This window comes from uncultured Limimaricola sp., from assembly GCF_964022235.1.
Taxonomy (GTDB): domain Bacteria; phylum Pseudomonadota; class Alphaproteobacteria; order Rhodobacterales; family Rhodobacteraceae; genus Limimaricola.
The window spans coordinates 1-21,102 of the sequence record NZ_CAXHZL010000011.1 but is presented as its reverse complement, the minus strand read 5'-3'; the positions used below and the strand labels follow the sequence as shown (position 1 = coordinate 21,102).

Sequence of the window (21,102 nt, the reverse complement as noted above, 5' to 3'; positions counted from 1 at the left end):
TCCTGATGCCGCGTCCTGTCTAGCCCAGATAGGGCCCCGCCGCCAAGATCAAAGCCCCCGACCTTCGTCAAGGGCGTCGAGCACCTGCCGCAGCGCCCCCCGCGCCTCCGGCCCCAGCGACGGCGGCAAGGGCCGCGCCGGATGCCGCAGCGCCGCCGACATCAGCGATCCGTCACCCCAAAGGGGATGCGCCCGGCCCTGCCGCTTGCGCCAGGCATCGGCGGTGCGCGCCTCGGTGACGAGGCGCGCGGCCAGCGCCGGGCGCGCGCCGGGCGGCACCGCGAGCAGTGCCGCCATCGCGCGGTCGAGACAGCCCGGCAGGATCGGCCTCATGGCTGCACGGTGAGCGAGGCGAAGGGCCCCGGCCCGAAGGCGTCGGAGAGCTGCGCCACCTGCACCACGATCGGCCCCGTCGCGCCATCGGCGGCCCGCTCGGCGGCGCCGTAGGTAAAGGACGCCGCCCCCAGCTCCACCTCTCGCCTCACCACACCGGCGCGCAGGATGCGCAGCAAATAGGCCTCGCGCGCCTCGTCGAGCGGCACCTCGCGGCCCTCCCAGGCGTCGGCGCCGCTGCGCGCCCGCCGCACCCACGAGATAGCGAGATCGCCACCCGCCGCGCGGGCCGCGAGATGCGCGGGCGCATAGGGCCTGAGACCGACGCCCGCGAAGGCGCGGACCTCGTGCCGCCAGCTCGGATCGCTCACCGGTCGGCGCGCCGGGCCATAGCGGTAGTGCCGCTCCAGCCCCCGCGCCGCCGGGGCCAGATCGATCTGGCGCGGCACACCGTCGAGCAGCACGAGGCGGCTGCCCACGGGCCAAAGATCGGGCATCACCGCATCGGTCCCCGCCTGCCCCCTGAGTCGCAGCGACAGATCATAGACCCCCGGCGCCACCGGCTCGGCGCGCTGAAACTGCAGCACCTCCCAATGATCGCCGGTGCCGTCGCCGATCGCCACGAGGTTGGCCCCAGACAGCACCGCGGCCTCGCTGACGCTCGTCAGCCGCCCCTGCGCCAGCCGCACCCGAAGCGCCGGGCCGCGGTCCCAGACCCCGGGCGAAGCCGCGCCCAGCGCCGTCAGCGTCGTGCCGATGGTCGCGGCAATCGGCTGCACGAGGTTCAACCGGTGATCGGCGTCCTCGACGCCCGAGACCAGCGCGACCGCACCGGGCCAAGGCTTGGCCGTGGCGGCGAAATGCGGCGCGTGCGGGGTCTCCTCGCCGGTCAGCAGCGGCAGGTCGAGAAACACCCCCTCGACCGGCACCGGCGGAATATAGGCCACCGGTGTCGGCGCCTCCTCTTCGGCGCGCTGCGGCAGATAGAGGCCCGGCGCGGTGCGCACCGCCTCGATCCGCGCAAAGGTCGTCCGCTCGACCCGCTCGATGCGCCACGCGCCGCAGTTTTCATCCCCGGCCTCGCCCGTGGCCGCGATCTCCACCACGTCAGCCGCACCCAGCGGATGCGCCGACGGCGGCAACGCGAAACCGGCGGTCTCGCGTCCGAGCCGCATCTCGGCGAGCCAACGCGCGGCAATCCCCTGCGCCTCGCCTCGGGTGAGCGCCAGCGGCAGTTCGGCCGCCTCGACATGACGCGCATCGCCCTCCGGCACCGCCGCCTCGACGCTGGCCGCCTCCCCGGACCCGGTCGCGTCGACATAGCCCAGCCGCACCCGGCCCGGCAGCGCCGACGCCCCCTCGCGCGCGATCTCGAAGCTGGGCGCATCGGCACTTTCGCGCACCAGACGGCCGGGGTCGATCACCGCGTCGCGGCGCCCGTCGCGCGTGCGGAACACCAAAATCCCATCGCGCTCGACCGCGTCGAAGCCATGCGCCAGCATCAAGGGCTGCAATAGCGCCCGCGCGCTTTGCGGCTCATTGGCGACATAGCCGCGCACGAGGCCGAACAGCCGCGAGGTGTCGATCTCGCTCACCCCCGCTTGGGCGCAAATCTCGGCCACCACCGAGGCGAGGTCGCGGTGCGCGGTGCGCCCGGTGATCCAATGCCCGCGCGCCCAGTTCGCGCCATCGGACCAGACCTCCGACAGGCCCGGAAACCATGGATAGGGCCGCAGGTCCCAAGCCCAGACCAGCATCCGCTCGGTGTCGAGCATCGGCGCGCCGTAGACCTCCGACACCGGGTTGGCCTCCGCATCGGCAAAATGGCGATGCATGGCCCGCAGATACTGCATCTGGATCAGCTCGTCGCGGTGCCCGCGCGAGTGGTAGGGCAAGGAGGATTCCGAGGATTTGGGGTCGATGAACTTGTTGGGCTGGTTGGTGCCCCGGTCGACGGCGGCGCAGCCCAGCTCGGTGAAGCGGAAGGGCTTCGAGCGCGGCTGCCACGCGGTGGCTTCGGCCTGCCGCACCCCGTCCAAGCGCTCGTGATGCGCATGGCCCCACCAGCCCTTGAGATCCTTGTAGCGCCAGACCCAAGGCTCGCCGTCGCCATCGGTGATCGGCGTTCGGATCTGCGCCGCGCGGGCCTCGGGCGAATGGTAGAACCAGTCATACCCCTCGCCCCCCGCGACATTGCCGGTGAGGTAGTCGAGATCGTGGATTGAGCGGTGGTCTTGCGCGTCCAGATGGTCCCAACCGTCGCGCCAGTCCGACAGCGGCATGTAATTGTCGATGCCGATGAAGTCGATCTGGGGGTCGGCCCAGAGCGGGTCGAGGTGAAACCGCTTGGTCGCGCCCCCCGGCTGATGGCCGTGGTATTCGGTCCAGTCGGCGGCGTAGGAAAGCTTGACCCCCGGCCCGAGGATGCCCCGCACCTCTGCCGCGAGATCGCGCAGCGCGGCCACCGCCGGATAACTGTCGCCCGCGCCCCTGATCGTGGTGAGCGCCACCAGCTCCGAGCCGATGCAGAACGCCTCGACGCCGCTTGCCATGGCGCAAAGATGCGCCTGATGCAGCACGAAGCGGCGCAGGCCCCAATCCTCGGGGCCTTCGTAGACCGGACCGTCGGGCGTGATGGTGAAATCCGCCGCCCGCGCGGTGCCAAAGATCGCCGCGACCTCGGCCTCGGCCTGCGCGGTGCGGTCGGTGCTCCCCGGCTGCCTCGGTGCCAGAGCGGTGGTGATCCGGCCCCGCCACGGCAGGGCCGCCTGCTCGGCCCCGCCCCACGGATCGGGCAACCCGTTGCCCGGAAGCTGGTCCATCAGGATGAAAGGATAATAGGTCACTTCAAGCCCGCGCGCGGCCATCGCGCGGATCGCCTCGATCACCGCGCGGTCCGACGGCGTGCCGCCGTACACCGGACGCCCTTCGAGGCGCGGCACCGCCATGGCCTCGGCGCGGCCCAACCCCGAGACACGCCACGCCATCTCCGCGCCGTCGGCTTCGGCCTGCTCGACCTTGGGGCGGATCGTGCAGTGCCCGGCGCGCAGATCGTCCCCGAACCACGACACCACGAGCGAGGCGGCGCGGCAGCGCGGCAGCTCCTCGACCAGATCGTCGAGCGCGGCGTCGGCGTCGCTCGGGCCCGAGGGCCCGTGCAGGTTCGCAGGCAGCCGTTCGGCAAAACCGGTCTCGACATGCACCGGCGTCGTCGCCAGAGCGTAATCCCCGGTGCCGGGGATCACCGCGACACCGCGCACCAGCTGCGCGATATCCTTGGCGCGGGCGGGATCGGCGACATCGGCTGGGCGCAGCACCTCGAAGGAGAACTGCGGCACCCGGTTGCCGAACCGCGCGAGGTCGAGATCCTCGATCACCACATAGGCCAACCCGCGATAGGCGGGGGCGCGACCGATCCCCTCCACGGCTTCGACCTTGGGGTCGGGAAGCTGATCGCCGCGCCCCTCGTAGAGCCGCCAGGTGATCTCGTCGCGGCCCAGCTCGACCCCGTCGGCCCAGATCCGCGCCACCCGCGTGACAGCCCCCTCGCACAGCCCGACGGCGAGGCTCACCGCATAGGAGAACTCGGTCACCTCAGGGTGCTGTGCGCCCTTGCCGCCGCCAGAGGTGCTGCGGCGCTCCTCGAACTCCGAGGCCCAGATCACCTGCCCGCCGATGCGCATCCGGCCCCAGAGCCGGGCGATCGGCTCGCCCTCGCCCGCCCCGGTGAGGCGAAACCGGTCGACGCGGCCCGTCTCGACCGGGTCGGCGCCGCCGCCCAAAAGCCGCGCGTCGATCACCCGACCGAGGCCCGAGCCGGCGGCGCGGCCCAACACCGCGCCCGACAGGCCCAGCACGCTGCCGCCGATCGAGCCACCCATGGCCATTCCGGCGGCTCCGAACACGATGGTCGCCATCAGCCGATCCTTTCCGTCAGTGCGAAACACGCGGCGATGCGCCGCCGCCACGGGGGGGTGAGCCGGCTTTCGACCACGCCGTGCCCCTCGTAGGCATGAATGAAGCTCGGACCCTCCGGTCCCGCCGCCAGCAGCCCGAGATGCCGCGCGGGCAGCCCCGCGCGCAGCCGAAACAGCAACAGATCGCCGGGCCGCGCCTCGGCCCATGCGATCTCGCGCAGGTGACGCGCCGCCGCCGCGTGCAAAACCTCACCGCCGCGCGCCTCGTGCCGTGGATAGGCAGGCACCGCCTCCGGCTCGGCTCCGCCGAGCGCGCCCCAGACGCCGCGCACCAGCCCGAGGCAATCGCAGCCCGCGCCCTGCCTTGCGGCACCATGCACATAGGGCGTGCCGATCCAGCCGCGCGCCGTCTCGACGATGCGGCTCATGCGCCCCCCGAGCGCGGCACCGCCATCAGCCAGTCGGTCCCCGGCAGATGCGGAAACCCGCGAAAGTTCAGGAAATTGTCGAATTTGAGCTGGCAGGTCTCGCCCCGCTTGTCGCAGCCCGCAACGAGGCGCAGCGTGGCCCCGGGGGCCAGATCGGCGCAGATCGGCTGCCACAGCTCGATCAGGCGCGCGTCGCCCTCGCAGCGGTCCTCGCGGATCGGGGCCGACAGACCGGCGCCCGGCCCGTCCACGACCTCGACGCGGCCTTGCGCGAACCAGCCCGCCTGCGGCCCGTCCGGCCAATCAAAGCGCAGCCGCGTGCCCTCGGCCTGCGCCAGGGGCCGTGTTTCGGCAAAGCCCGGCTGCCTCGCGTCAAAGCCACAGCGCGTATCGCCCAAGCTCGCGTCGCAGCGCGGCTGATAGACCCGGCCCAATGGCCGGTTCAAAAGGTCCGACAGTCCGCGCAACTCGGCCCGGAACACCGTGCCGTCGCGGCGGATCTCGCCCAAGAGCCCGCGAAATTCGAGCGCGCGCTGCGCGGGCTCGGCCCAGTTCACCCGCCAGATCCGCAGCGTTGCCCCGTCGAGCCGCCCCTGGGCGATCTCGGCCTCGGTGATGCCATCGTCCGAAATCGCGCCCAGCGCCTCGGCGGTGTCCGCGGCCAGCCCCGCGCCCTGCACCAGCGCGCTGGCGCTCATCCCGGTCTCGGGGCGAAAATCGATACCTTCGAAAGACAGCGCCCGGTCGTGATCGGTGAAACCGCGCACCAGCCCGTCGGCGCGGGTAAGCGCCCAGGCGCGGCACAGCGTGGTGATACCGCCCGCGAAGTGATCCTGCAGCCCGCTCACAGCCGGATCTCCACCACCGGGATGTCCGGCACCGTGCCCGCCTCGAAGCTCGCGACCGAGCCGATCAGCGTTTCGGTGTCAAAGCGCGCGGGCACGTCGAACTCGAACCCCGCCGTGACGAGGGCACCGATAGGTGGGGCCACGTCGAACCGCACGAGGCCCGTGGCGTGGTCGATCTCGACCCCCTCGCCCTCGATCACCGGATCGCCATCGACTGCCAGCCGCACGCTGCCCGCGACGGGCTTGGCGATCGGGCGCAGATAGGCCTGCGCGCCGGTCCCATAGCGTTTGACGAGCTGGAACGCGGTGGCGGTGTCGTCGCCCGTGCCGATCTGCTGATCGAGCTCCTTGACCGGGCGCGAGGCCGGGGCCGAGCGCCAGTCGAGCCAGTCCTTCCAGCGAAATCCGTAGAGCGGGCCGCGTCGCGCCTCGAAGAAACCCAGCACCGTCTCGATGTCGTCCAGCGCGCGCAGGCCAAGGCCCGCGTCATAGCGCCGCCGCGCGTCGGCCCAAGGGCTGTTGCGCTCCTCATGGCCGTTGGCGAGGGTGACGATCTCGCAGCGCCGCTCCGGCCCGCCGGTCGCGCCAAAGCTCAGCGCCACGGGAAATCTCACGTCGTGGAATGCCATGATGTTCTCCTCACCTGTCGCGGCGGCCGCGGTCGACGGCGCGCGCGATCTGCGCCGCCACCTGCCCGCGCGAACGCCTGAAGCCTTCGACGTCGGGCGTCGTGATGTTGATCGTCACCTGCGCGGCCCCGCCGCCGCCGCCCGCGGCGACGCCAAGCCGTCCGTCCGCGCCGCGCGACAGCGGCAGGATCGCCTCGGGACCCGCCTCGCCCATCAGCCCGGCGCCGCCGCGCATCGGAAAGGCCACCGGCCCCGACACGACGCCGCCCTGGGCAAATGGCGTCACCCGCCCGCCGGAAAACGCCCCGCCCTGCGCGAAAGGCATCAGGCCCGAGACCAGACCGTTCACGCCTTGGGCCAAGAGCCCGCCGAGCCCGTTGGTCACCGGGCGCATCGCGTTGCCATAGACGGTGTCCGACATGGTGCCCGCCAGCCCCTTGAGCGCGCCGCCCACCGATTTGCCGTCGAACAGCACGCCGTCGATGGCGCGGCGCAGACCGCCGGAAAAGCCCCGCTCGAGACGCCCCAGATCGCGCGTCGTCTCGGCCAGCCCCGAGCGCATCCGGTCCAGCTCTCGCGAGAACGCCGTGGCCATGCCGCCCGCCTCCTCCATGGCGCGTTCCAGCGCCTCGATCTCGTCCTCGGTCATGGTCTCTCCCCGTCAGGATATTGGCGGCACAGCTCCATCAGCCTTTCGCGGCCCATCGGCGCCTCGCCCGGTGGCCCGAGCATCAGCCGCAGCTCGGCGGGCGTCAGCGCCCAGAACGCGGCAGGGTGCAGACCCAGACCGCAGATCCCGGCGCGCATCATCGCCGCGAAATCGAGCCGCTTCATGCCGCCTCGCCAAAGGCGCGCGCCACGAGCAGGGCTGCAAGCCGCGCCGCCTCGACCGGCCCGCCCTCGATCTCGACCGCCATCAGATCGGCGGTGCGCCCCTGCCAGCCGCCACCCCGTAGCCCCGCGACGATGAGCGCCAGCACATCGCGCGCCGAGACCTCGCCGCCCTCGAGCCGGGCCACCAGCGCCGCGAGGCTGTCGCAGCCAAGCGCCTCCTCGAGTTCGGCCAGCGCGCCAAGCGTCAGCTTCATCACCTGCCGCGTCCCGTCGAGGATCACGGCCACCTCACCGGCACGCGGGTTGGCCATCAGATCGCCGCCTCGAAGCGCACCGGCCCCGCCGAGACCAGCGCGATCTCGAAGCTGGCCTCGCCGTCATGGCTGCCCGCGTAGTCGATCGAGGCGATCTGGAACGCGCCGGTCATGGTGCCGAAATCGGGGATCACCACCTGGAATTCGGGCGTCTCGCCGTCGAAGAAGATCTGCCGCGCCCGCGCATCGGTGGTCGCGTCGCGAAACACGCCAGAGCCCGAGATGGCCGCGGTGCGCACGCCCGCGCCGCCCAGCACCTCGCGCCAGCCCTCGCTCCCGAGATGGGTCACGTCGACGCTCTGGGCATTGAGCGTGAGCCGCGTCGCGCGCAGCCCCGCCATGGTCTCGAACAGCCCGTTGCCGGTCATGTCGATCTTGAGCAGGAGGTCCCTGCCGTTCTGAGCCGCCATCTGCGCGCCCTCCTTGTTGTGTTTCAGCCGTCTTCGCTGCGGGCGCGAAAGATCATGTCGATCTGCCGCGCGTCGCCGCTGCCCACCCGCCGCGCCCGCGCCTGCAGGAACCACAGCCCCACCAGCCGTCCGCGGGTCAGCTCGGGCATGGGTTCGGCCAGCGCGTCCGAGATGGCCGCCGCCGCCTCCTTGGCGCTGCGAAACCCCGCCGCGTCGCTCACCACGCTCACCGTGAGATCGTGCTCGGTGCCGGTCATGGTCGTGTCGGACCGGTCGCGCGCCTTCTCGGCCCCGAGCGTCGCGTAAAGCGGCGGCAGGGGCCCCGCGGGCAGCGCGTCGTAGATCGCCTCGCCCAGCAGATCGGTCAGCGGCGCGTGCGCCGTCAGCCGTGCATAGATCGCCGCCTGCAGCGCGGCGGATGTTGCATAGCTCATCGCGCCACCTCCTCCTCGGCCTCGCAGACGAGATACCGCCCCTCGGCGTCCCATTCGCGCACCGCGCGGATCGCAAAGACCCGGTTGCCTTCGCGAAACCGCTGTTCGGGCGTGGGCCGCATCGACGAGCCCGGCGGCGCCGCGCGCGTGGTGATGCGCAGCCGTACCCGGCTCAGCGCGGCGCCCATGCCGTCGAGATCGCGTCCCGAACGGGCATCGACCCGCGCCCAGACCATGCCCAGCGCCACCCAGCCGCGCGAAAAGCCGCCCGCGCCGTCGGGCGCACGCAGGGGCGTCTCCAGCATCAGGGGCCGGTTCAGCCGCACGGGCCTTTGCGCGGGCTTCATGCCCCGCCCCCCGTGCCAAGCCGCAGGCCGCGGAACCGTTCCGTCAGCGCCGTGACGCCAAAGGGCATGCAGCCCGGCCCAAGGCCGGTGTCGTGGCGGTATTCATGGTAATGCGCGGCCAGCATCATCACCGCCTGCGCGAGATCGGCGGGGATGTCGGACCACCCCGGCCCGAACCCCGCCTCGAAGCCGATCCGCGCCAGCCCGCCCGAGGGGATCTCGGGCAGGGTGACCGAGAGCGGCTCGAGATACGGTCTCTGGTCGTCGGCCACCGCGCGCCAGCGCCCCGCGGCCACCGGCACCACCCCCCCTTGGGCGTCCACCGTGTCGAAGGCCGTGACCGCGCGCAGCGGGGCCACCGGCAGGGGCTGGCGGCAGTCGTCGCGCCAGCGGGTCAGCTCGAGCGCGAAGCCGCGCGCCAGCAGCACCTTGCCGGTGCGGGCCTCGATCGCCGCGATGGCGGCGCGCAGAAATCCCGCGAGGCTCGTGTCCTGCAACCCGGTCTCGGCAAAGCCGGTGCCCAGCCGCAGATGCGCGCGAAGCCCCTCGACCGGCAGGGCCGCCTCGGGCACCGCTCCCGTTTCGATCAGTCTCATCACCCGTCCTTTCGAGGTCTCGGCAACTCAGCCGGGCCACCCGCGAAGGGGCGGCCCGGCCCATCCTCAGGCGATGCCGAACTTCAGAAGCTTGATCGCCGCGAAGTCGCTCACCGCGCCGCCGACGCGCTTGGTCGCGTAGAAGATCACGTGCGGCTTGGCCGAGAAGGGATCGCGCAGCACCCGCAGGTCGGGGCGCTCGGCGATGGTGTAGCCCGCCTCGAAATTGCCGAAGGCCAGCGCGCAGGCGTCCGTGGTGATGTCGGGCATGTCCTCGGCGATCAGCACCGGGTAGCCCAGGAGCCGCGCGGGCTCGCCCGCCGAGAGACCGTCGCTCCACAAGAAGCGCCCATCCGCATCCTTGAGCTTGCGCAGCGCGCCCGCGGTGCGCGAGTTCATCACGAAGCTCGCGCCCGCGCGGTAGGGCGCGCCGAGGCGGTAGACGAGGTCGATCACCGCATCCGCCGGGTTGGTGTCGTCAAAGCCGCCGTCGGTGCCGGTGGCGACATAGCCCAAGCTGCCCCAGCTCCAGCCGTCGTCGTCGACCTGCGGGTAGCTCAGGATGCCGGTCGGCTTGTCGATGCCGTCGCCCGAGACGAAGGCTGCGGCCTCCGAGCGGGCGAAGGTGTCGGCGATGCGGCCCGCGAGCCAGCCCTCGATGTCGAAGGCAGAGTCGTCGAGCAGGCGCTGCGAGGTTTTCGGCAGCGCCGACAGCTCGTGTAGCGGGATGGAGATGCGGTCGATCTGCGGCGTGCCGGTTTCGGTGCGAGCGCTCGTCTCATCGGCCCAGCCGGCCCCCGCCTGGGCATGGTCGATCAATACGTCGTAGGAGCCCGCGTCCACCGCCACCACGCTGGCGATGGCGCGCAGCGAGGCGGTCGCCCCCAGCACGCCGCGCACGCGCTCGGCGGTCTGCGGATCGACGAGATAGCCGCCATCGGCCGCGACGGTCGTGCTCATCGCCTTGCCCTCGAGGCCGAGGCCGCGCAGCCCGTCATCCTCGCCGGTGCGCAGATAGGCGCCGAAGGCGGCGCGGTGCGGCTGGCCTTCGGCCTTCGCTTCGAGAGCGGGGCGCGCGGCGAGCGCGGTCTTGCGGTCCAGTCTGGTCATCCGGTCGTCCTGTGTCTTGAGTTTCGTTCGGATCTCGGCCGAGAACCGGCCCAGCTCGTCCATCAGCCCGCCGATCTCGCGGCCAAGCTCACTGTCGTCGTCACGCATCGCGTTCTCCCCCTTCACCCCTGAGCAGGCACCGCGCCGCCCGCACCTTTGCCGCCAGCGCGTCCTCGTGCTTGACGCCCACGCGGGCCTCTCGCAGCATCGGGAAGGTCACGAGAGACACCTCCCAAAGCTCCAGCTCGTCGAGCCTGCGGCCCGCGCCGTCTTTCCTCGCGCGCCGCGTGCGGTAGCCGATCGACAGACCGTCGATCGCCCCCGCCGCGACCAGCGCCGAGGCCTCCCGGCCCTGCGCCACCTCCGTGAGGATGCGGCCCTTGACCCAAAGCCCGCGCGCGTCCTCGCGCACCTCGTCCCAGACACCGATCGGTCGCGCCGGGTCGTGCTGCCACAGCATCCGCACCCGGCCGCCCGCGGCCATCAGCCGCTTGAGCGAGGCGGCATAGGCCCCCGGCTCGACCACGTCGCCACCCTGATCGGGTTTGCCAAAGAGCGAGGCGTAGCCCGAGATCACCGCGCCCTCGCCGATCTCCAGCGGCCCGCTGCCCTCCGTGCCGCCCGCACAGAACTTGCGTTCCAGCTCCATCATCTTCTCCCTCAAAGCCCCACGATCCCTTGGGCCGCCTGCGCGCCGATGGCGGCCACGACGCCGTAGACGGCGAGCCAGAGCCGGCGCTCCAGCCGCTCCATCACCGCCTCGATCCGTTCAAGCGTCGCCGCGACTTGCGCGAATTGAAGCGCCACCAGCTGCTCATGCGCCTCGATGCGCATCCCCGGCGCGCAAGCGAAGCGATGCTCGCGCAGGTCATCCATCCGAGCCGACCTCGCGCACGGGCAGCCCCAGAAGCGCGCGCTTCTCCGCATCGGTCAGGAACAGCGCCTCGGAGACGCGCCGCCATTGCCCGTCGCGCTCGGCGGCCAACGCCGGCACCTGATCGAGATCGACGCGAAGCTCGAACCGCGTCTCGGAGAAATCCGACAGCCATTCGGCCAGCGCGCCTGCAACCCGCGCCATCAAGGGCAGCACGGTTAGGCGGTAGAAAGCGCGGTTGGCCTCCTGGTAATTGGCGTAGGTCGCGTCGCCGGGTATCCCGAGGATCATTGGCGGCACACCAAAGGCCACCGCGATCTCGCGCGCCGCCGCTTCCTTGGTTTTCTGAAATTCCATGTCCGAGGGGCTGAACCCCATCGGCTTCCAATCGAGCCCGCCTTCGAGCAGCATCGGGCGTCCGGCGTTGCGCGCCCCCTGATGCTGGCTCTCCATCTCCTCGACCAGACGGTCGTATTGATCGGGCGTCAGCCCCGCCTGCCCGTCGGCACCGCGATAGACGATGGCGCCCGAGGGGCGCGCGGCGTTGTCCAAGAGCGCCTTGGACCAGGCCGAGGCGGCGTTGTGCACGTCGATCGCCGTGGCCGCCGCGACAAGCGCCGAGAGCCCGTAATGGTCGTCCTGCGGGTGAAAGCTCTTGATATGGCACACCGGGCTCGGGCCATCGCCCACCGCGAAACGGTGCTTTCGCCCGCCCACGGCATAGTCGTAGGCCACCGGCCAGCCGTCGGCCCCCGGCACCAGCGCCACCCGGTCCGAGCGCAGCACGTGCAGCTCATAGGGCAGCCCCTCGGCGCCCACCGCCTCGACATAGCCGTTGCCGGTGAGCAGGATCTGCCCGACCAGCGCCTCGATCAGCTCGGCCCGGCCCTGACCGGGGTTGGGCCGCGCCAGAAGTGCCAGTGCGGGGTGCTCGTCATAGCGACGTCCGCGATCCTGAAGCATCAACGGCAGCGCCGCCGCCGCCTCGGAAATCAGCCGCACCGCGCGAAACCCCACCGGGTTGCCGACAAAGCCCGCGCGGGTGAGCGAGACCGTGTCCCGCGCGCTCCACGCCGGTCGTCCCGCGCCGGGCCAGGCGAGACACCGCCCCGCTGCCGAGGCCTTGTCCTCGGGTGCCCCCTTGTCGCGCTTGAAGAACTCGAACATCGCCGCCCCCCGCTGGTCGTCACTGCGTCTTAGCGAAGAGAATGACAGTGCGCGGTTGGGAAACCGGGAACGGGGCGCGCGGTGGTCCGGGGGGCCACGCAACACCTTGGATCGGAGGGGGCTGCCGCCCCCGCCGCGTGCCGCGGCCCCACGCGAGTATTTTTGGAGCAGAGTGCGGCCTAGAGCTGCCGGAGCCGTGGCCTGCGCCACGCCTGCGCCGGCGCGATCATCAGCTCGTGCAGGGCCCAGACCAGCGCATCCACCCGGTCGGGCGAGCCCGAGCCCGAAAACCCCCGCGCCGTCATCTGCGCCATCTGATCCTCGAGCGCGCCGAGACCGCGCAGGTGATGCACGCGGCCCTGTTCGTAGAGCGCCGCGACCGGCTCGGCCCGAAGCCCCTTGCCCCGGCTGGCCCGCAGCGCCTTGAACGGCACCAGCGGATCGACCTGACGCACCACCGTCTCGACCAGCGCGCCGCCCTGATTCACCTCGGCCACCATGCGCTCGGCCCCGTGCCGCGCCATCGCCGCGCAGGCCGCCCGCGCCCAGTCGAGCGGCGAGGCCGCCTCGACCGTGGCGTCCTCCAGCACATAGGCCCGCCAGTCCTGCGGCGGACCCTCCATCACCACACCGGCCACGACGATGCCGCAGGCGTCGGAGGTCGCGTGCGCGCTCACCGAGGGGTCGACCGCGACGACGATGCGATCGAGATCGGGGGCCGCGTCGGCCATGCAGCCCACCAGCATCTCGGCGGTCCACAGCGCCCCTTCGGCATCGGCGAGCAGCACGCCCTCCAGCTCCTGACGCCCCTGCCGCGTGCCCGCGTAACGGCGCTTCATCTCGTCGAGAAAGCCGCGGGCGAGGTTCGCGGCGTTGGCTTCGGTCGCGGCATGGGTGACCACCGTGCTCTCCGAAGCCAGCAGGTCGCGCAGCACCGGCGCGTTGCGCGGCGTCGTCGTCACGCAGGCGCGCGGATCGCCTAGACGCAGGCCGAACTGCAGCATGTCCCAGGCCTCGGCCCCGCGCTTCCACTTGGCCAGCTCGTCGGCCCAAGCCGCATCGAACTGCGGGCCACGCAGCGCCTCGAAGTCATGCGCCGAGAAGATCTGCGCCGTGGCTTCGTTGGGCCAAGTCAGCATCCGCCGCGTGGCGCTCCAGACCGGTCGCCGGTCGGGCGGCGAACAGGCAAGGATGCCGCTTTCGCCGAACACCATCACCTCGCGCGCCTGATCGAGCGTCTCGCCCACCAAGGCGACCCGCCGCGCGCGCCCGGCATCTCCGGGCCGCGCACCCTCGACCTGCGCGCGCACCCATTCGGCCCCGGCGCGGGTCTTGCCCGCGCCGCGCCCGCCAAGGATCACCCATGTCCGCCAATCGCCTCCGGGCGGCAGTTGATGCGGCAACGCCCAGATGTCGAAGAGCCAAGGCAGCGCCGCCAGCTCTGCTGCGTCCAGCGCGCCCAGAAACTCAGCCCTCGCGGCAGCAGGCGCGCAGGCGATCCAGTCGGCAACCGATCCGGCGCCGGGCGTCGTCGATGTCGATCTCTCCGGATGCGAGTCCGCCGTCCTGCCGCTTGAGCCAGTCATTGAACTTCCTTTCCACCTCGAACGCACCCTTAAGAGCACTCTCCAGATCGCTGATTTTCTTTTGCAATTCCTTTGGCTCGCCTGCTTCGGATCGCACATCGTCCAAAAGATCCGCCAAGGTCGAGCGCACCGAGGACAACAGCCCCCACGCGTCCTGCCACTCCTTGCGCCGTGCCGCGTCGTCCGGCCCCGAAGCGCGCGTCGTTTCACCCATGCTCATGCCTGCCCCTTGTTGTTTCAGCCGGAGAGCGGATACGAAAAAGGCGGCCCCGGATTGCTCCGGTGCCGCCTTGTCGTAACTCTCTCAGCTTGTCTGCAACTATACGTCAGATCGTCCCGAAAGTCAATCTTTGCGACGTGAAGGACGACCGGCAAGCGCCCGTTATATTAACGAAAAATCAATTCTGAGCTGCTGCGCGCTCGGCCTCGATCTTGCGCCATTCGGCGACGTTGCTGTTGTGCTCGTCCAGCGTCTCGGCAAAGGCGTGGCCGCCCGTGCCATCAGCCACGAAGAAGATGAAATCGGTCGTGGCCGGGTTCAACGCCGCCTCGATCGCCGCGCGACCGGGGTTGGCGATCGGCGTCGGCGGCAGGCCTCTGATGACATAGGTGTTCCAAGGCGTCTCGGCACGCAGCTCGCTCTGCCGCAGGCCACGGCCCAGCACGCCTTTGCCCTCGGTGATGCCATAGATCACCGTGGGGTCGGTCTGCAGCGGCATGCCCTGACGCAGACGGTTCACGAAAACGCTCGCCACTTGCGGGCGTTCGGCCGCGACGCCGGTTTCCTTTTCGACGATGGAGGCAAGCACCAGCGCCTCTTCGGGGCTTTCGAGCGGCAGATCGCCCGCCCGATCTTCCCAGGCCTGTGCGAGGATCGCGGCCTGCGCCGCTTCCATCCGGTCGAGCACCGCCTCTACCTGCGTGCCGGGCGCGATCTCGTAACTGTCGGGGGCAAGGCTGCCCTCGGCGGGGATCTCCTCGACGTCGCCATCGAGCGTATCGAGCGCGTTGAGCGCGTTGACCACCTGCCAGGAGGTCACGCCCTCGGCCATCGAGACGCGGTAGCGCGTGTCGGCCCGCTCGCGCATGGTCGTGTATTCAGGCGGGATCTCAACGCTTTCGGCGGTGGGGTCGAACTCGGCCAGCTCGGTATAATCGGAAGTGGCGGGATCAAGCTCGCGCACCTCGGCCAGCACCGCGTTGACGCCGATCTTGTAGAGGATCTCGGTGCCGCAGGTCGATGCCCCGCCGCGCGTGACGATCTCGACGATGCGCTCCATCGAGGACCGCTCGGGGATCAGGTGGCTGCCGGCCTTGAGCTGACCGGCCTTCTCGGAATACTCGGCCCCGATGCGAAACACCGAGCCCGAGCCGATCGCCCCTTGATCCACGAGCCGCTGGCTCACGGCGCGCATGTTTGTGCCCGGCTCGACCCGCAGGCAGATCGCGGCCTCGAGCGGCCCCTCGTCCGAATACGTGTTGACCCCCCAGGCGATGACGCCCGCCGCACCCGCGAGGCCGACGATCAGGAAGGTGATGGTGTTCGAGGCGAGGTGCCGCCACATCAGGAGGCGACCTTTCCGAACAGAACGCTCGCGTTGGTGCCGCCAAAGCCGAAGCTGTTGGAGAGCGCGATGTCGATCTTGCGCTCGCGCTTGGCGTTGGGCGCGAGATCAACGGTGGTCTCGACCGCGAGATCGTCGAGGTTGATCGTCGGCGGCGCAACCTGATCGCGGATCGCGAGAATGCAGAAGATCGCCTCGATCGCGCCGGCCGCCCCCAGAAGGTGCCCGGTCATCGATTTGGTCGAGGACATGGTGACGTTCGACACCGCGTCGCCCATCAGCCGCTCCACCGCGCCAAGCTCGATCGTGTCGGCCATGGTCGAGGTGCCATGCGCGTTGATGTAATCGATCTGGCTCGCTTCGATGCCCGCGTCCTTGATCGCCGCGCGCATCGCCCGCTCGCCACCCTCGCCGCCTTCGGCGGGGGCGGTGATGTGATAGGCGTCGCCCGACATGCCGTAGCCCAGCACCTCGGCATAGATCTTGGCGCCGCGCGCCTTGGCGTGCTCGTATTCCTCGAGCACGACGATGCCCGCGCCCTCGCCCATGACGAAACCGTCGCGGTCGGCATCATAGGGGCGGCTCGCGGCCTGCGGATCGTCGCGCCGCTTGGTCGAGAGCGCCTTGCAGGCGTTGAAGCCCGCGATGCCGATCTCGGAAATCGCCGCCTCGGCGCCGCCCGCGACCATCACGTCGGCCGAGCCGTATTTGATGAGCCGAGCCGCGTCGCCGATGGCGTGCGCGCCGGTCGAACAGGCGGTGACGACCGAGTGGTTCGGCCCCTTGAAGCCGTAGCGGATCGAGACCTGACCCGAGATCAGGTTGATCAGCGCGCCGGGAATGAAGAAGGGCGAGACGCGGCGCGGGCCCTTGTCGCGGATCAGCAGCGCCGTTTCGGCGATCGAATTGAGGCCGCCGATGCCAGAGCCGATCATCACGCCGGTACGCTCGCGGTCGTCCTCGGTCTGCGGGGTCCAGCCGCTGTCCTCGACCGCCTGCTGCGCCGCCGCGATGCCGAACAGGATGAAGTCGTCGACCTTCCGCTGGTCCTTGGGCTCCATGTAGTCGTCGGGATCGAAACGGATCGCCGGATCGACGCCCTCGCCCTGCGGCACCTCGCAGGCGTAATTCGTCGCAAGGTGGTTGGCGTCGAAGCGGGTGATGGTGCCTGCCCCGGATTTCCCGGCCAGGATCGCATCCCAGCTCGGCTCGACCTTGTCGGCCAGCGGCGTTACAAGCCCCAGCCCCGTCACGACCACTCGCCGCATCTGACCATCCTCTTCGCAATAACTCGCGTCCTGATACCGCAGGGCTTTGCACAGGAGCAAGAGCGCGGGGGGCGGGAAATGCCAGACGAGCCTTTCAGAGCCGAGTTAACGCGGATTTCAGCTTCCTTGGAGCATAGCTGGAGGGGAAGGAGACCTGCCATGCGCCTGTGGTTCGTGCTGATCTTGATCGTGATGGCCGCGCCGCTTCGGGCCGATCCGGCCTGCGAGGCGGTGGATGCGCTGGGTCGCCTCGTGACGACGACCGCCGCGGGCGACCTCGGCGGGCTCGAGCGCGAGCTGCGCCGCACCGACACCGAACGGGTGATGTGGAACCTCGCGGGCCACCCGCTCACCGTCCATCGCCGCGACATCGCGGCTTCGGTGACGCTTGCCGTGGAGGCGGTCGAGATGGCGCGGGTTCGGGGCCACGCGGCGGCGGCGGCGCACCTCACGACCGACACGGCGCGCGCGACCACGGGGCGGTTGGCCGCGCTCTTGTCGCGCCATGTCTGCGCGCCGGAGGATGCCGCAGCGGCGCGCGGGGCCGGTGCGGGCGAGCCCACATCCACGGGCGCGCCACCCGACGGGGTGATGGCCGGGATGCGCATGGCCAGGCTTGCCAGCCTCGGCGCGGGGGCGCTGGCCCTTTGCGCGCTCACGGCGCTTGGCGCGCATGTCATCGCGCTGCGACGCCGCAAGCGCAAGCGACAGGCCCAGCGTCACGCGGTCAACCTGCCCGCCCGGATCCGCAGCGGCACCGCCGAAACCGGAACCCGGCTGATCGACATCAGCCGGCTGGGGGCCAAGCTGCGCCTCGACCCCGAGTTCGAGCCCGCGGGTCTCAAGGGGGTGACGATCCTGCTGGGCGACCGGCGCATCGGTGCCACGGCGAAATGGCGCAACCGGCATTACGTCGGGGTGCAGTTCCTGCGACCGCTGCCCGACGATGCGGTGGCCCCGATCCTGACGCTGCCCGAGCCAGAGGGCGGTGTTGCCCCGCCCGGCTGAATAGATGCGCCGAAACGAAAACGGCACCCCGAAGGGTGCCGTGTCCTGCCAGGGTCCGAAGACCAAAGCCTTGTGTATTACTGCGCTTCTTTGATGAAGCGAACCGCATCACCGAAGGTCTGGATGGTTTCGGCGGCGTCGTCGGGGATCTCGATCCCGAACTCTTCCTCGAAAGCCATGACCAGCTCGACGGTGTCGAGGCTGTCGGCGCCCAGATCGTCGATGAACGAGGCGTTCTCGACGACCTTGTCCTCTTCGACACCCAGATGCTCAACAACGATCTTGCGCACGCGGTCGGCGACGTCGCTCATAACAATTCCTCACGTCTTTCCGGCCCCTTCGGGCCTTTTTGTCTTGCCCCGAAGGGCATTTTCATGCCCGAGCGGGCCGCTCACCGACAGGGGCCGAAACGGGCCACCGCCGGAAAATCTCGTCGTCCTTTAGCAGAGTTTCGGGGCCGCGCAAACGCTTTGTGGCGCGGCACCGGCCCCGTAATTCCCGCCTCAGAGCATCGCCATGCCACCGTTCACATGCAGCGTCGCCCCCGTGACATAGCCTGCTTCGGGGCTCGCCAGATAGAGCACCGCCGCCGCGATCTCGTCGGCGTCGCCCATGCGGCCCGCCGGAATCTGGCCCAGAATGCCCGACTTCTGCTCGTCGTTGAGCTTGTCGGTCATCGCCGTGGCGATGAAGCCCGGCGCCACGCAGTTCACGGTGATGCCCCGGCTCGCCACTTCGTAGGCGATGGATTTCGACATGCCGACCATGCCGGCCTTGGCGGCGGCATAGTTCGCCTGACCGGGGTTGCCGGTGGAGCCGACGATCGAGGAGATGTTGATGATCCGGCCCCAGCGGGCCTTCATCATCGGGCGCACCACGCCCTTGCAGAGGCGCATCGTCGAGGTGAGGTTCACCTCCAGAACCTGCGCCCAGTCTTCTTCGGACATGCGCATGAACAGGTTGTCGCGGGTGATGCCGGCGTTGTTGACGAGGATGTCGAGCCCGCCCATCGCCTCGATGGCCTGCTTGGGCAGCGCGTTGACCGCCTCGGCGTCGCCGAGGTTGCACGGCAGGACATGGGCGCGCTCCCCCAAGCTCGCCGCCAGCTCCTCGAGCGGGCCGGTGCGGGTGCCAGACAGCCCCACCGTGGCCCCCGCGCCGTGCAGCGCGGTGGCGATGGCGCCGCCGATGCCACCAGAGGCTCCGGTCACCAAGGCGCATTTTCCGGTCAGATCGAACATGTGTGGTCTCCTGAGACTTCGCTTGGCCAAGGGTCTAGCAGCAAGGCCGCGCCCGGACCACATCCCGCGCACCGAGGATTGGGCGCAGGATCTGAGTATTTGAAGAGTGAAGTGGCCGCAGCCGTCAGCCCTTAGCCGCCGCCACATCCTCGGGCGTGCCGATGGCGCGGGTCTCGGCCCCCTTGGCGATGCGACGGATCATGCCGATGAGCGCCTTGCCCGCGCCGATCTCCCAGAACTCAGTCACGCCTTCGCGCGCCATGAACTCCACGCTCTCGCGCCAGCGCACCGCGCCGGTCACCTGGTCGACCAGAAGCGTGCGGATCAGCGCCGGGTCGCAGACCGCCTCGGCGCGCACGTTGGCGACCAGCGGCACGGCGGGCTCGCGGATGTCGACGCCCTCAAGCGCCTCGGCCATGGCGCGGGCGGCGGGCGCCATCAGCGCGCAATGGAACGGCGCGCTGACGGGGAGCAGGATTGCGCGCTTGGCGCCCTTGGCCTTGGCGATATCGAGTGCGCGCTCCACCGCGGCACGGCTGCCGGAGATCACCACTTGGGAGGGATCGTTGTCGTTTGCGGCCTGACAGGTCTCGCCCTGGGCGGCCTCGCTCGCCACTTCGCGCGCCGCTGCGAGGTCGAGCCCAAGAAGGGCGGCCATCGCGCCCTCGCCCACCGGCACGGCGGCCTGCATCGCCTCGCCGCGCAGGCGCAGCAGCCGCGCGGTATCGTCAAGACGCAGCGACCCCGCGGCGCAGAGCGCGGAGTATTCGCCCAAGGAGTGGCCCGCGACATAGGAGGCGTCGGTGATTGAGACGCCTTCGGCCTTCAGCGCCGCCATCGCGGCGATCGAGGTCGCCATCAGGGCGGGCTGCGCGTTGCGGGTGAGGGTCAGGGTCTCGATCTCGCCTTCGAAGATCAGCGCGCTGAGCTTTTCCCCCAGCGCGGCGTCCACCTCGTCGAACACGGCGCGCGCCGAAGGATAGGCCTCGGCCAGCGCCCGGCCCATGCCGATGGTCTGCGATCCCTGCCCCGGAAAAACGAATGCGCGCATGGCCCTGCTCCCTTGTGATGCGGTGCGTCGGATCACCGCATAACGGCTCGGACGGGCCGCGACAAGAAAGCGTCAGGCGGCAGGGTCTGGAGGGCAGGTCTCAGGCAGCGGCGTTCAGGCCGCGTCGCGGCGGCGGAACAGCGGCACGCCCCGGGGCTGCGGCAGGCCGAGGTCGCCCTCGATCCGGCGCGCCAGCGCGGCCATGGCGTGCAGATCGCCCTGCGCGACCCGCACCGACAGGTTTTCGCCCGACAGGCGCAACTCGGCGCGCAGCAGCATGCGTCGGGCGTCGCTGCGGTCGCGGATCTCGGTGGCGCGAAATTCGTCAAAGCCCCAGGTCGCGACCTGTTCGATGCGCCCGTTCGGACGGCGCAGCACCTCGCGCACCAGGCGACGCTCGGTGTCGAAATGGATCTCGCTGCGGCTGCCGCGTCCGGCGTAGCAGATGAGCCCGCCGCCGAGCATCACCGCCACCACCATCTTAATCCACAGCGCCTCGTCGAGCGGCGCGCCCAGAGGCGACAGCCAGATCGCCCCCGCCGCCGCGGTGACGCCGAGCGCGAAGGCCCAGACGGCGAAGAGAACCATCACCGCGAGCCTGCGGCAACGACGGCCGCAGCCCAGCACCAGCGGCGCGGCATCATGACGGGGGCTCTGGGCGGCAGCGCTCATGGAGGGGGGTCTCCCGGACCTATGCTATCGGACAGGTCGATCCTCACCCGGGATCAGGGCGCGAATATGTCGGCAAGCGGGCGTGGTTGGGTTGAATGGACCCGGCGGCGCGCGGCACGGCGCCCTTGGGGCCGCGCCGCTTGCGCCGCCCCGTATGATCTGTATAAGGCCGCATCCTTCCGCGCATTCGAATGAACCGCGCAGACTCTCGTGAACGGGGAGCGGAAGGTCATCGCCCCGTTCTATGAAATGCGCCTGGAAACCGAACTGGAGTTCACATGCCGCTTTACGAGCATGTCTTCATTGCGCGTCAGGACCTGTCCAACGCGCAGGCCGAAAGCCTTGTCGAGCACTTCTCGACCGTCCTCGCCGACAACGGCGGCAAGGTGCTCGAGAACGAGTACTGGGGCGTCAAGACGATGGCCTACAAGATCAACAAGAACCGCAAGGGCCACTATGCCTTCCTGCGC

Annotated in this window: 26 protein-coding genes; 2 read left to right on the top strand and 24 right to left on the bottom strand. The window is 70.4% G+C overall.

Translation table 11 applies throughout. The features are described 5' to 3' along the window. Positions 1 to 48: 48 nt before the first annotated feature. From AADJ02_RS13655 to fabF, 20 genes are all read right to left on the bottom strand, one after another. The gene (locus AADJ02_RS13655; RefSeq protein ID WP_341213569.1) at positions 49 to 333 is read right to left on the bottom strand and encodes a hypothetical protein; all 285 of its coding nucleotides are present in this window, start codon (positions 331 to 333) and stop codon (positions 49 to 51) included. Next, on the bottom strand, positions 330 to 4,250 hold the full coding sequence (locus AADJ02_RS13650; RefSeq protein WP_341213568.1) for a glycoside hydrolase/phage tail family protein: 3,921 nt from the start codon (positions 4,248 to 4,250) through the stop codon (positions 330 to 332). The genes AADJ02_RS13655 and AADJ02_RS13650 overlap by 4 nt, the downstream gene beginning before the upstream one ends. Further along, a complete protein-coding gene (locus AADJ02_RS13645; protein WP_341213567.1) occupies positions 4,250 to 4,678 on the bottom strand; it encodes an NlpC/P60 family protein in 429 nt (142 codons plus the stop codon). Before AADJ02_RS13645 ends, AADJ02_RS13650 begins: the two co-directional genes overlap by 1 nt. After that, positions 4,675 to 5,526, bottom strand: coding sequence for a DUF2163 domain-containing protein (locus tag AADJ02_RS13640; protein ID WP_341213566.1), 852 nt, complete (start codon positions 5,524 to 5,526; stop codon positions 4,675 to 4,677). Before AADJ02_RS13640 ends, AADJ02_RS13645 begins: the two co-directional genes overlap by 4 nt. Further along, on the bottom strand, positions 5,523 to 6,155 hold the full coding sequence (locus AADJ02_RS13635) for a DUF2460 domain-containing protein (RefSeq protein WP_341213565.1): 633 nt from the start codon (positions 6,153 to 6,155) through the stop codon (positions 5,523 to 5,525). The genes AADJ02_RS13640 and AADJ02_RS13635 overlap by 4 nt, the downstream gene beginning before the upstream one ends. 10 nt (positions 6,156 to 6,165) lie before the next feature. Next, positions 6,166 to 6,804 (bottom strand): phage tail tape measure protein, encoded by a 639-nt coding sequence (locus AADJ02_RS13630; RefSeq protein WP_341213564.1) that lies wholly within the window; start codon positions 6,802 to 6,804, stop codon positions 6,166 to 6,168. Continuing rightward, a complete protein-coding gene (locus AADJ02_RS13625; RefSeq protein WP_341213563.1) occupies positions 6,801 to 6,989 on the bottom strand; it encodes a rcc01693 family protein in 189 nt (62 codons plus the stop codon). Before AADJ02_RS13625 ends, AADJ02_RS13630 begins: the two co-directional genes overlap by 4 nt. Then, a complete protein-coding gene (locus AADJ02_RS13620) occupies positions 6,986 to 7,300 on the bottom strand; it encodes a gene transfer agent family protein (protein WP_341213562.1) in 315 nt (104 codons plus the stop codon). Before AADJ02_RS13620 ends, AADJ02_RS13625 begins: the two co-directional genes overlap by 4 nt. Beyond that, positions 7,300 to 7,713: a phage major tail protein, TP901-1 family gene (locus tag AADJ02_RS13615; RefSeq protein ID WP_341213561.1), complete on the bottom strand. Its 414-nt coding sequence runs from the start codon at positions 7,711 to 7,713 to the stop codon at positions 7,300 to 7,302. The genes AADJ02_RS13620 and AADJ02_RS13615 overlap by 1 nt, the downstream gene beginning before the upstream one ends. A gap of 23 nt (positions 7,714 to 7,736) precedes the next feature. Beyond that, positions 7,737 to 8,147 (bottom strand): DUF3168 domain-containing protein, encoded by a 411-nt coding sequence (locus AADJ02_RS13610; protein WP_341213560.1) that lies wholly within the window; start codon positions 8,145 to 8,147, stop codon positions 7,737 to 7,739. Further along, positions 8,144 to 8,494: a head-tail adaptor protein gene (locus tag AADJ02_RS13605; protein ID WP_341213559.1), complete on the bottom strand. Its 351-nt coding sequence runs from the start codon at positions 8,492 to 8,494 to the stop codon at positions 8,144 to 8,146. Before AADJ02_RS13605 ends, AADJ02_RS13610 begins: the two co-directional genes overlap by 4 nt. After that, on the bottom strand, positions 8,491 to 9,090 hold the full coding sequence (locus tag AADJ02_RS13600) for a hypothetical protein (RefSeq protein ID WP_341213558.1): 600 nt from the start codon (positions 9,088 to 9,090) through the stop codon (positions 8,491 to 8,493). Before AADJ02_RS13600 ends, AADJ02_RS13605 begins: the two co-directional genes overlap by 4 nt. Before the next feature lie 66 nt (positions 9,091 to 9,156). Further along, the gene (locus AADJ02_RS13595) at positions 9,157 to 10,308 is read right to left on the bottom strand and encodes a phage major capsid protein (protein WP_341213557.1); all 1,152 of its coding nucleotides are present in this window, start codon (positions 10,306 to 10,308) and stop codon (positions 9,157 to 9,159) included. Continuing rightward, the gene (locus AADJ02_RS13590; protein ID WP_341213556.1) at positions 10,301 to 10,849 is read right to left on the bottom strand and encodes an HK97 family phage prohead protease; all 549 of its coding nucleotides are present in this window, start codon (positions 10,847 to 10,849) and stop codon (positions 10,301 to 10,303) included. The genes AADJ02_RS13595 and AADJ02_RS13590 overlap by 8 nt, the downstream gene beginning before the upstream one ends. Positions 10,850 to 10,860: 11 nt before the next feature. Further along, positions 10,861 to 11,076 (bottom strand): hypothetical protein, encoded by a 216-nt coding sequence (locus AADJ02_RS13585; protein WP_341213555.1) that lies wholly within the window; start codon positions 11,074 to 11,076, stop codon positions 10,861 to 10,863. After that, positions 11,069 to 12,241, bottom strand: a complete 1,173-nt coding sequence (locus AADJ02_RS13580) for a phage portal protein (protein WP_341213554.1) — start codon at positions 12,239 to 12,241, stop codon at positions 11,069 to 11,071. Before AADJ02_RS13580 ends, AADJ02_RS13585 begins: the two co-directional genes overlap by 8 nt. 179 nt (positions 12,242 to 12,420) lie before the next feature. Beyond that, positions 12,421 to 13,827 carry a terminase family protein gene (locus AADJ02_RS13575; RefSeq protein ID WP_341213553.1) on the bottom strand — a complete coding sequence of 469 codons (1,407 nt, stop codon included), beginning with the start codon at positions 13,825 to 13,827 and terminating at the stop codon, positions 12,421 to 12,423. Continuing rightward, a complete protein-coding gene (locus AADJ02_RS13570) occupies positions 13,709 to 14,047 on the bottom strand; it encodes a hypothetical protein (RefSeq protein WP_341213552.1) in 339 nt (112 codons plus the stop codon). The genes AADJ02_RS13575 and AADJ02_RS13570 overlap by 119 nt, the downstream gene beginning before the upstream one ends. Before the next feature lie 178 nt (positions 14,048 to 14,225). Then, on the bottom strand, positions 14,226 to 15,392 hold the full coding sequence (gene mltG, locus AADJ02_RS13565; RefSeq protein ID WP_341213551.1) for an endolytic transglycosylase MltG: 1,167 nt from the start codon (positions 15,390 to 15,392) through the stop codon (positions 14,226 to 14,228). Then, on the bottom strand, positions 15,392 to 16,660 hold the full coding sequence (gene fabF / locus AADJ02_RS13560; protein WP_341213550.1) for a beta-ketoacyl-ACP synthase II: 1,269 nt from the start codon (positions 16,658 to 16,660) through the stop codon (positions 15,392 to 15,394). Before fabF ends, mltG begins: the two co-directional genes overlap by 1 nt. A 159-nt stretch (positions 16,661 to 16,819) precedes the next feature. On the opposite strand from fabF, the gene AADJ02_RS13555 reads away from it, so the two are divergent. Then, positions 16,820 to 17,668, top strand: a complete 849-nt coding sequence (locus AADJ02_RS13555; RefSeq protein WP_341213549.1) for a PilZ domain-containing protein — start codon at positions 16,820 to 16,822, stop codon at positions 17,666 to 17,668. A gap of 77 nt (positions 17,669 to 17,745) precedes the next feature. Here AADJ02_RS13555 and AADJ02_RS13550 read toward each other — a convergent pair whose 3' ends face one another. From AADJ02_RS13550 to AADJ02_RS13535, 4 genes are all read right to left on the bottom strand, one after another. Then, complete coding sequence (locus AADJ02_RS13550) at positions 17,746 to 17,979, bottom strand: acyl carrier protein (protein ID WP_017929475.1); 234 nt, start codon at positions 17,977 to 17,979, stop codon at positions 17,746 to 17,748. Between the two features lie 192 nt (positions 17,980 to 18,171). Further along, a complete protein-coding gene (gene fabG, locus AADJ02_RS13545) occupies positions 18,172 to 18,909 on the bottom strand; it encodes a 3-oxoacyl-[acyl-carrier-protein] reductase (protein WP_341213548.1) in 738 nt (245 codons plus the stop codon). Between the two features lie 124 nt (positions 18,910 to 19,033). Next, a complete protein-coding gene (fabD, locus tag AADJ02_RS13540; protein ID WP_341213547.1) occupies positions 19,034 to 19,960 on the bottom strand; it encodes an ACP S-malonyltransferase in 927 nt (308 codons plus the stop codon). Positions 19,961 to 20,074: 114 nt separating this feature from the next. After that, positions 20,075 to 20,632: a hypothetical protein gene (locus AADJ02_RS13535; protein ID WP_341213546.1), complete on the bottom strand. Its 558-nt coding sequence runs from the start codon at positions 20,630 to 20,632 to the stop codon at positions 20,075 to 20,077. Between the two features lie 278 nt (positions 20,633 to 20,910). Here AADJ02_RS13535 and rpsF point away from each other — a divergent pair. Further along, on the top strand, positions 20,911 to 21,102 hold a 192-nt coding region (gene rpsF / locus AADJ02_RS13530; RefSeq protein WP_341213545.1), incomplete at its 3' end, for a 30S ribosomal protein S6.

What these genes read in the sequence shown, in the direction of transcription:
- AADJ02_RS13655 (WP_341213569.1), bottom strand. Translation starts at nt 333, where the DNA reads ATGAGGCCGATCCTGCCGGGCTGTCTCGACCGCGCGATGGCGGCACTG.
- AADJ02_RS13650 (WP_341213568.1), bottom strand. Translation starts at nt 4,250, where the DNA reads ATGGCGACCATCGTGTTCGGAGCCGCCGGAATGGCCATGGGTGGCTCG.
- AADJ02_RS13645 (WP_341213567.1), bottom strand. Translation starts at nt 4,678, where the DNA reads ATGAGCCGCATCGTCGAGACGGCGCGCGGCTGGATCGGCACGCCCTAT.
- AADJ02_RS13635 (WP_341213565.1), bottom strand. Translation starts at nt 6,155, where the DNA reads ATGGCATTCCACGACGTGAGATTTCCCGTGGCGCTGAGCTTTGGCGCG.
- AADJ02_RS13630 (WP_341213564.1), bottom strand. Translation starts at nt 6,804, where the DNA reads ATGACCGAGGACGAGATCGAGGCGCTGGAACGCGCCATGGAGGAGGCG.
- AADJ02_RS13625 (WP_341213563.1), bottom strand. Translation starts at nt 6,989, where the DNA reads ATGAAGCGGCTCGATTTCGCGGCGATGATGCGCGCCGGGATCTGCGGT.
- AADJ02_RS13620 (WP_341213562.1), bottom strand. Translation starts at nt 7,300, where the DNA reads ATGGCCAACCCGCGTGCCGGTGAGGTGGCCGTGATCCTCGACGGGACG.
- AADJ02_RS13615 (WP_341213561.1), bottom strand. Translation starts at nt 7,713, where the DNA reads ATGGCGGCTCAGAACGGCAGGGACCTCCTGCTCAAGATCGACATGACC.
- AADJ02_RS13610 (WP_341213560.1), bottom strand. Translation starts at nt 8,147, where the DNA reads ATGAGCTATGCAACATCCGCCGCGCTGCAGGCGGCGATCTATGCACGG.
- AADJ02_RS13605 (WP_341213559.1), bottom strand. Translation starts at nt 8,494, where the DNA reads ATGAAGCCCGCGCAAAGGCCCGTGCGGCTGAACCGGCCCCTGATGCTG.
- AADJ02_RS13600 (WP_341213558.1), bottom strand. Translation starts at nt 9,090, where the DNA reads ATGAGACTGATCGAAACGGGAGCGGTGCCCGAGGCGGCCCTGCCGGTC.
- AADJ02_RS13595 (WP_341213557.1), bottom strand. Translation starts at nt 10,308, where the DNA reads ATGCGTGACGACGACAGTGAGCTTGGCCGCGAGATCGGCGGGCTGATG.
- AADJ02_RS13590 (WP_341213556.1), bottom strand. Translation starts at nt 10,849, where the DNA reads ATGGAGCTGGAACGCAAGTTCTGTGCGGGCGGCACGGAGGGCAGCGGG.
- AADJ02_RS13585 (WP_341213555.1), bottom strand. Translation starts at nt 11,076, where the DNA reads ATGGATGACCTGCGCGAGCATCGCTTCGCTTGCGCGCCGGGGATGCGC.
- AADJ02_RS13580 (WP_341213554.1), bottom strand. Translation starts at nt 12,241, where the DNA reads ATGTTCGAGTTCTTCAAGCGCGACAAGGGGGCACCCGAGGACAAGGCC.
- AADJ02_RS13575 (WP_341213553.1), bottom strand. Translation starts at nt 13,827, where the DNA reads ATGACTGGCTCAAGCGGCAGGACGGCGGACTCGCATCCGGAGAGATCG.
- AADJ02_RS13570 (WP_341213552.1), bottom strand. Translation starts at nt 14,047, where the DNA reads ATGAGCATGGGTGAAACGACGCGCGCTTCGGGGCCGGACGACGCGGCA.
- mltG (WP_341213551.1), bottom strand. Translation starts at nt 15,392, where the DNA reads ATGTGGCGGCACCTCGCCTCGAACACCATCACCTTCCTGATCGTCGGC.
- fabF (WP_341213550.1), bottom strand. Translation starts at nt 16,660, where the DNA reads ATGCGGCGAGTGGTCGTGACGGGGCTGGGGCTTGTAACGCCGCTGGCC.
- AADJ02_RS13555 (WP_341213549.1), top strand. Translation starts at nt 16,820, where the DNA reads ATGCGCCTGTGGTTCGTGCTGATCTTGATCGTGATGGCCGCGCCGCTT.
- AADJ02_RS13550 (WP_017929475.1), bottom strand. Translation starts at nt 17,979, where the DNA reads ATGAGCGACGTCGCCGACCGCGTGCGCAAGATCGTTGTTGAGCATCTG.
- fabG (WP_341213548.1), bottom strand. Translation starts at nt 18,909, where the DNA reads ATGTTCGATCTGACCGGAAAATGCGCCTTGGTGACCGGAGCCTCTGGT.
- fabD (WP_341213547.1), bottom strand. Translation starts at nt 19,960, where the DNA reads ATGCGCGCATTCGTTTTTCCGGGGCAGGGATCGCAGACCATCGGCATG.
- AADJ02_RS13535 (WP_341213546.1), bottom strand. Translation starts at nt 20,632, where the DNA reads ATGAGCGCTGCCGCCCAGAGCCCCCGTCATGATGCCGCGCCGCTGGTG.